At 59.8% G+C, this 6,252-nt stretch carries 7 protein-coding genes; 4 read left to right on the top strand and 3 right to left on the bottom strand.

Translation table 11 applies throughout. The features are described 5' to 3' along the window. Window positions 1-72 precede the first annotated feature (72 nt). Window positions 73-1,209 (bottom strand): CHAD domain-containing protein, encoded by a 1,137-nt coding sequence (locus tag AB6804_RS31340; RefSeq protein WP_370889760.1) that lies wholly within the window; start codon window positions 1,207-1,209, stop codon window positions 73-75. A 238-nt stretch (window positions 1,210-1,447) separates the two neighbouring features. Between AB6804_RS31340 and AB6804_RS31335 the strand changes: the two genes are divergently transcribed. From AB6804_RS31335 to AB6804_RS31325, 3 genes are all read left to right on the top strand, one after another. Next, window positions 1,448-1,588, top strand: coding sequence for a hypothetical protein (locus tag AB6804_RS31335; protein WP_370889759.1), 141 nt, complete (start codon window positions 1,448-1,450; stop codon window positions 1,586-1,588). 409 nt (window positions 1,589-1,997) lie between these two features. Continuing rightward, window positions 1,998-2,657, top strand: coding sequence for a hypothetical protein (locus tag AB6804_RS31330; protein WP_370889758.1), 660 nt, complete (start codon window positions 1,998-2,000; stop codon window positions 2,655-2,657). Window positions 2,658-2,944: 287 nt separating this feature from the next. Further along, window positions 2,945-4,846 carry an ATP-binding protein gene (locus tag AB6804_RS31325; RefSeq protein WP_370889757.1) on the top strand — a complete coding sequence of 634 codons (1,902 nt, stop codon included), beginning with the start codon at window positions 2,945-2,947 and terminating at the stop codon, window positions 4,844-4,846. A gap of 157 nt (window positions 4,847-5,003) precedes the next feature. Here AB6804_RS31325 and AB6804_RS31320 read toward each other — a convergent pair whose 3' ends face one another. Then, window positions 5,004-5,246: a hypothetical protein gene (locus AB6804_RS31320; RefSeq protein ID WP_370889756.1), complete on the bottom strand. Its 243-nt coding sequence runs from the start codon at window positions 5,244-5,246 to the stop codon at window positions 5,004-5,006. Continuing rightward, window positions 5,243-5,485 (bottom strand): TMEM175 family protein, encoded by a 243-nt coding sequence (locus AB6804_RS31315; protein WP_370889755.1) that lies wholly within the window; start codon window positions 5,483-5,485, stop codon window positions 5,243-5,245. Before AB6804_RS31315 ends, AB6804_RS31320 begins: the two co-directional genes overlap by 4 nt. Window positions 5,486-5,852: 367 nt before the next feature. Here AB6804_RS31315 and AB6804_RS31310 point away from each other — a divergent pair, with 367 nt between their 5' ends. Next, window positions 5,853-6,155 carry a putative quinol monooxygenase gene (locus AB6804_RS31310; RefSeq protein WP_370889754.1) on the top strand — a complete coding sequence of 101 codons (303 nt, stop codon included), beginning with the start codon at window positions 5,853-5,855 and terminating at the stop codon, window positions 6,153-6,155. Window positions 6,156-6,252: the final 97 nt, after the last annotated feature.

The raw sequence follows: 6,252 nt of genomic DNA, 5'->3' as shown, positions 1-6,252 counted from the left end.
GTTTTGCTTTGTCGATGTTTTCCATTTCCTCATTCTCTCAGGAGTTGAGGTCTCCGGAAAACCCGGTGCGCTTCAAAGCGTCTTCAGAGATTTTCTCGACTGACCCGTGCGCCATCCCTTCTGGTCGATCCAAAGGGTGAACTGGATGATCAGACGCGTGTATCGCACCGAGTTGACTGCAGCAACGGCGGCCTTGCGATTCTCCGTCGCTATGGTCTGTGCCGCCTGGTGGACGGCGGTCGCATCGGCGTCGCTGGCAGCGGAGGCTAAGGCTTTTTTCAGGGTCGTTCCTGCAAGCACTTCCCAGTCACGTGCTTGGCCTAACTCGCCGGCGATCCATCTGAGTTCGTTGTCAAAATCAGCCGGCGCGGGAATGACCGGCGAGAACAGGTCGAGTGCCGAGCGCAGGCGGCGAAGCCCCACCCGCATCTGATGTACGCTCGAAGGATCGTGTCCAAAGACCACGCCGCGCTCATTGCCGTGGACTTGAGCCACACAGTTCCTCGCGATGGCCTGAAAGGCTTCTTCGACGTTATCGCGCTTCTTGAGCTTGAGCGGTTCGGCTAGTACAGCGGTAATCTGCTCTTGCACGAGCAGGCCATAGCCGCGGTCCGCCTTGCTGAGATGATCGATGCGAAGCGGGACGTCGTGCAGTAAGGCCAGGGCGAGGTTGTAAAGCTGTTCGGGATCGCCCTTTTTTAACTCCAGTTCGACTCCGTGGATTGGAGCCGACGCTCCGGCCGCGGCTTCGACTGCGCCATCGTCCATCGCAAGCTCGAGCTCAGTGCCATCGGGCAATTGCAAGGTGGCGGCGCACCGATTGATGCGGGTGAGGAAGAGCGGCTCCAGGCGCTCTGCGAGATCAGGCGCGGACAGTATTTGGATGGCCTTCGAGTCTTTCGGTACGAGCGCCAGCAACGCGTCGAGGTCGGGCCGATCGCCGTTCACGGGACATTCGAATTCATCGCGTGCAAAGAGGCCAGCGGTGACCGATCCCTCCAGCTTCAGCGTCTGCACCCGTTGCTCGCCGACGGCGCGCACGCGCAGCGAGGCACCGTTCCCGCGCAAATGCATCTCGGGGGTGTCGAAGTAAGTGCTCACAAGATCGCTTGAATCTGCTGAGCCGTCCAACAGTCGGCTGACCGCCGGCGCATGCATGATCTGGCTTGCCTTACCTCCGGTCACTTGCAGCTTGAGCTCTTTTTCCATGATGCTTTCGTCGCAAACTCACAGTTACGCAGTTAGAGCAGCATTCGGTGTGCTCGGTTACTGTTGCGCAGTAAAAAAAGATGCACAACGTAGGAGATCCGCGCGCAGCGCATGCTCGCGAGCGGTGAACGGCGTGAAGGCCTCGGAATCCTCGTCCACGACGCTGAGCCCGATAGCAGCAAGTCGGTCTCCGTCATGTCCGGCGGTCAGAAGGTCTGGATCAACGATTGTCTTACGCGTGGCATCGCCAGAACAGTCCGCCAATCTGGAAGATGCGATCGACTACATCGCGGGTACGCCTACCGATATTGGCGAAGGGAAATCGCCAACGGCCGCTTACCGGCACTCTAGTTCGAAGATTCTTGATTTGACCGACTGACCGGGTTCGAGAGAGTCGTCCGGCTGCAGTGGGTCGATCAGGGAAATGCAGTCTGCAACTTTAGCGCGTGGCGCGTCAAAGCAATGTGAAACTGGAGGGCGGCCCAGATAGACACTTTCCGTCAGTATGGGTTGGCACTGACATCTCGTTGGGTAGACACGCGGTTTTCTTGCTGCCTGCCTATCTCATTGCCGTGCTAATGAGCGGCACTACCCTTGTGCGACCGCGATTCCACTCACTCACACACGTGCTGTCCAGTCCATTCTCGTTATATAAGGTGCGGTTGTGCGTTCTGTTGTGTCGCGGGCGACCGTGATAAGTCACTTGAGGCCACGATCGAGGACGAGCAATACGGACATCTCGTCCGCTCGACGACTTTCGGAACTATCTGCTCGCGATCCAATGGGATATGTCGCGCCGGGAACTGGTGGGGCGTTCGCTGAGCGATGCGGGCTACACGCGCATCCAGGCCGATACCTACCGTTACGGCACGAGCGTTGATCTGCTCAAGAAGCTGCTGCGTATCGACGCGGCCAAGCGTGACCGTGCAGAAGCGCACTCCGGGGCATTGGCGACCGGCTTGATTCCCGATACGGAAGCAAACCGCGTTTCGTGTGAGCCGCAGTTCGAGTTCGTGACGCCGCAGCAATTGGTGGCGATCGACTTCTTCCTGTCGATGCATCACTACGCGCCCCATGCGTTTCCCGCGCTTGCCGTCTGGCACGACGTCAATGTGTTGGGGCGTCGCTATCCGATCCCGACGCTCGAATCGCTCCTGAACGGAGATCGCGCTGCACGGCTGGTACGCAGTCGGTCAGTACGACAAGGAAGCGCCTGCGACCGGGTTGCGCTCGTTCGATGCCGAGCAGTGGAATCCGTATCGGCATACCGGTCGGCCTGGCGGTATGCGAGAACAACGGGCGATGAGCAGACGGTGTGTTTCGAGGAAGCCCCGCAGTTAGAGGTGGATGCGGAAGCGGCGTGTTTGTTCGTCACCTGCACTACGACACCGCCTTCATGCTGGACACGTAGCATCGCGACGCAATTGAGTCAGCGCATCTCCGGTTGAACGAGGGCATCGTGAAGTTGGCGACCGGCATGGCTCAGCGGTATCAGGCCATGGTCAAAACGCGGTCGGCGACGATGAGCACGACGCGCTGTCGGGATACGACTCGACGCTGCTAAGTCTTTTTTGCTAAAGCGGCCTAGCCGCCGATTGCTTCTCAAACACGTCCCGGGGCTAACACTCCGCGACCTATTTTTCGCGAGTGATTCGCATTTAGAAGATAGGAGGAATGCTTAATGCAGACAAACCAATTTTGAATAGCAACGTCGAAACTGCGGCGGGCCATTTCCATGATCGTTCGAATTAGCCAGTTCCCACCGATGAAGCGGCTGTTGTTTGGTATCGCGACTACAGCCGTCGTACTTCTGGCTCAGCAGACGCTGACGATGCTTGCTCATGGCCGCCTGACATTTCTTCTCGTCAGTGCAGCCCTGCCGTTGGTCACAGTGCTGTTTGGCGCCCGGTCTGGCCTATTGCTGCTGGCGAGCGGTATTGGCTTCGGCGCGCTTTGGATGCCGCCTGCTGGCCTCGCTGTCGGCCAACCGGAGGACCGTGCGGTCCTGCTTGCGTACACCGTCGTCGGAAGTTTCCTGGTGGCGGCCGGGCAACAACTGGCGAAGGTAGCAAAACGGGCGGGACAAGCGGAAGCGGCTGCGCAGGATACTGCGAATCGACTCCTGCGGCTTGAGCGCGACGCGCGGCACCGGTTCGACGTGGCGTTGAACAGTGCAGGCGTGCCGTTTTTCATCGTGACCCCGGTGGTGCACGAAGGTCGCATCGCAGAGCTTAGATGGGATTACTTGAACGAGGCAGCCGCCCAGTTATTCAACAAGGCCGCAGGCGTTGTTGTCGGCAGTTCGACTTCGTATGTTCGTCCGGCAGGGTGGGATGCAGACCTTTTGCTGGAGCGACTTTCGCCGCTTGCGGAAAGGCAGGGGCGCGACGCCTTCGACGTGCGTGTTCAAGGGGCAAACGGCGAGCAGTGGTTTCACGTCGTCGCCGCGTCGCTCGAGGGTTCGGTCGTCGCGTGGTTCGGCGACGTGACTGCTCGGGTGCAAGCCGAGCAGGCGCTCGCAGAAGCTGACCGCCGCAAGGACGAGTTCCTGGCGACGCTCGCCCATGAACTGCGCAATCCGCTTGCCCCGATCCGACAGGTCGCGGAGATACTCGAACAACCCGGGCTGACGGATGGACGGAAAGAGTGGTGCGTGACCGTGCTGCGCCGCCAGTCAGCAGCGATGGCACTTCTACTGGATGACCTACTGGACGTCTCGCGCATCACGCGTGGAGCGCTGACGTTGCGCAAGGAAGCGGTGGCGCTCAAGGAGGCCATTGACGATGCGGTCGACACCGCCAGGCCGATGCTTGACGGCAAGGGCCACGAGCTCGTCGTTAAGCTCCCCGCCCGCCCAATCTATGTTGAGGCTGACCGTCTGCGGCTGGCGCAGGTACTGGCTAACCTGCTGACGAACGCGGCAAAGTACACGCCACCGGGCGGCCGAGTCGAGTTGGCTGTGGCGGCCGATGATGCCGAGATCGCTATTTCGGTCGGGGATAACGGCATCGGGATTGAGCCCGAGAAGTTGTCGGCAATCTTCTCGATGTTCTCGCAGGTGAATCCCGACCATCACCGACAGGGCGGCCTCGGTATCGGACTCGCGCTATCGAAATCGCTGATTGAGCTGCACGGCGGCCGATTGACGGCGTCAAGCCGCGGGAAAGACAAAGGTAGTTGCTTTGCCGTCCATCTCCCGGCAAACACACGCGTGATGCCACCGCCGGTCCCGCCGCACGCCGTGCCCGCTGTTGCGACGTCGATGGACAGGCATCGCATCCTCGTCGTAGACGACAATGTCGACGCGGCTGACGCGATGACCGCGCTCTTGCAATTAGAGGGGCATGAGGTACGGACCGTTTATTCGGGGGAAGAAGCCGTCGATATCCTCACTCACTACAGTCCGCAGGTAATCTTGCTCGACCTTGGCTTGCCGGGCATGAGCGGACTTGAAGTGGCTCGCCACATCAGGGCAACGCCCGCCACGAAAGACGTCACACTCATCGCCATTACCGGGTGGGGACAGCCTCAAGACCGGGCGCGCACAGCAGACGCTGGGTTTGACTTCCACTTCACCAAGCCAGTTGACGTGAGGCAACTCGGCCAAGCTATTGAAGGTGCGGTCGCAGCACCTTAGCCGACGCTCTCGAACCATGCGCCGGTCTCGTCACCACACACGAAGACCGAGGGCCGCAAGAACATTCGCAACGCCATATCGATCAGTGAACGCCCTGCTACGGCGGAGGATCGCGCAATACCTGGGCACTGGGAAGGTGACTTGTCGTATGGCAACGCTACGAGCCTGATCGCAACTCTCGTCGAACGTGGAGAAAATGTGGCGCGAGCCGTTCGTCCATCAGTCGGCGGCCTGGCATTGCATAGAACCACTTCACCATCCAGGTGCAGGCGGTCAGTGCAAGACCGGCAACGAGGGTCACTGACGCGACGGGTTCGAAGCCCGTGCCGAGGTGGAAGCACCAGACGCGCATTGGATAAGGAATGACGACGATCGCCAGCAGGAACAGGAGGTTGATCACGCCAAACAGTGATCACTCTTAGCATAGATGCGACCCGAATAATGGTGTTGCAGCCAATAGGCCCCGATGACGACATAGCAGAGAACGAGCACGAGATATTCGCGCCAGTGCTCCCCCATGGCCCTTGCCAGGTCGCTGTAGCCATGCGCGCCCTCGGGAGATCCAGGCACCTTGATCTCGACGATCAGCAGGGTCAGCGCGATTGCGAAGACCGCGTCGCTGAATCCTCGCGTCGGCAAGTTGGTTCACGCCTATCACGTAGCATCATGTAAGTCCTTTCGTGTTCAGCAACCCCGGCCAAAACCGGTCATACTTAGCCGAGGACAATTCGATGCTTCCGTTGCTTCTTCCCGTGGCAGACCATAAGGCAGATCGTCCAGCAACACCGTGCGTGCCGTGCCGCGAGAAACGACTCCGGCGTGCACATGCCGCGAGGACTCAGCAGCGTGCGCGCATTATTCGGATTGCCACAGTCGACAAACGAGACACTGGCGCGGAACTTCTTTTTACTAAAAGCGCGACTCGGCTAGAGCGCGCCACGCATTCGTGAAGAGACCATAAGCGAGTTCCCGTCGATATCTGAAGCGCACCAACACAGAGGCTGGCATGGTCAAGACAGCGTTGTTCGTCCGGCTTGAAGCGAAGCCGGGTAAGGAGCAGGAAGTCGAAAGCTTCCTGATGAGCGGATTGCCGCTCGTCGAGCAAGAGCCCGCGACCATCGCGTGGTTCGGCCTCAAAATCGCGCCATCGGTGTACGGCATCTTCGACGCGTTCCCTGACGACGCGGGACGCCAGGCGCACCTATCGGGCAAAGTAGCTGAAGCGCTGATGGCGAGGGCCGCGGATCTTTTCGCTAAACCGCCGGAAGTTATGAACATCGATGTCCTCGCGGCGAAGCTGCCAGCGTAGCTTGGTCGGCTTCGGATGCGGGCGGATTCAACCGGTCGATGCAACACCTAAAATTTGCGTGAGCAGCGGAGGTGTTGCAAATGAAGCAGCGACCGAG

Origin of the sequence: Caballeronia sp. RCC_10 (assembly GCF_041360715.1) — a bacterium.
In the GTDB taxonomy this organism is placed as follows: domain Bacteria; phylum Pseudomonadota; class Gammaproteobacteria; order Burkholderiales; family Burkholderiaceae; genus Caballeronia; species Caballeronia grimmiae.
Note: the sequence above shows the minus strand (reverse complement) of the source record. Positions and strands in the feature narration are given on the sequence as shown.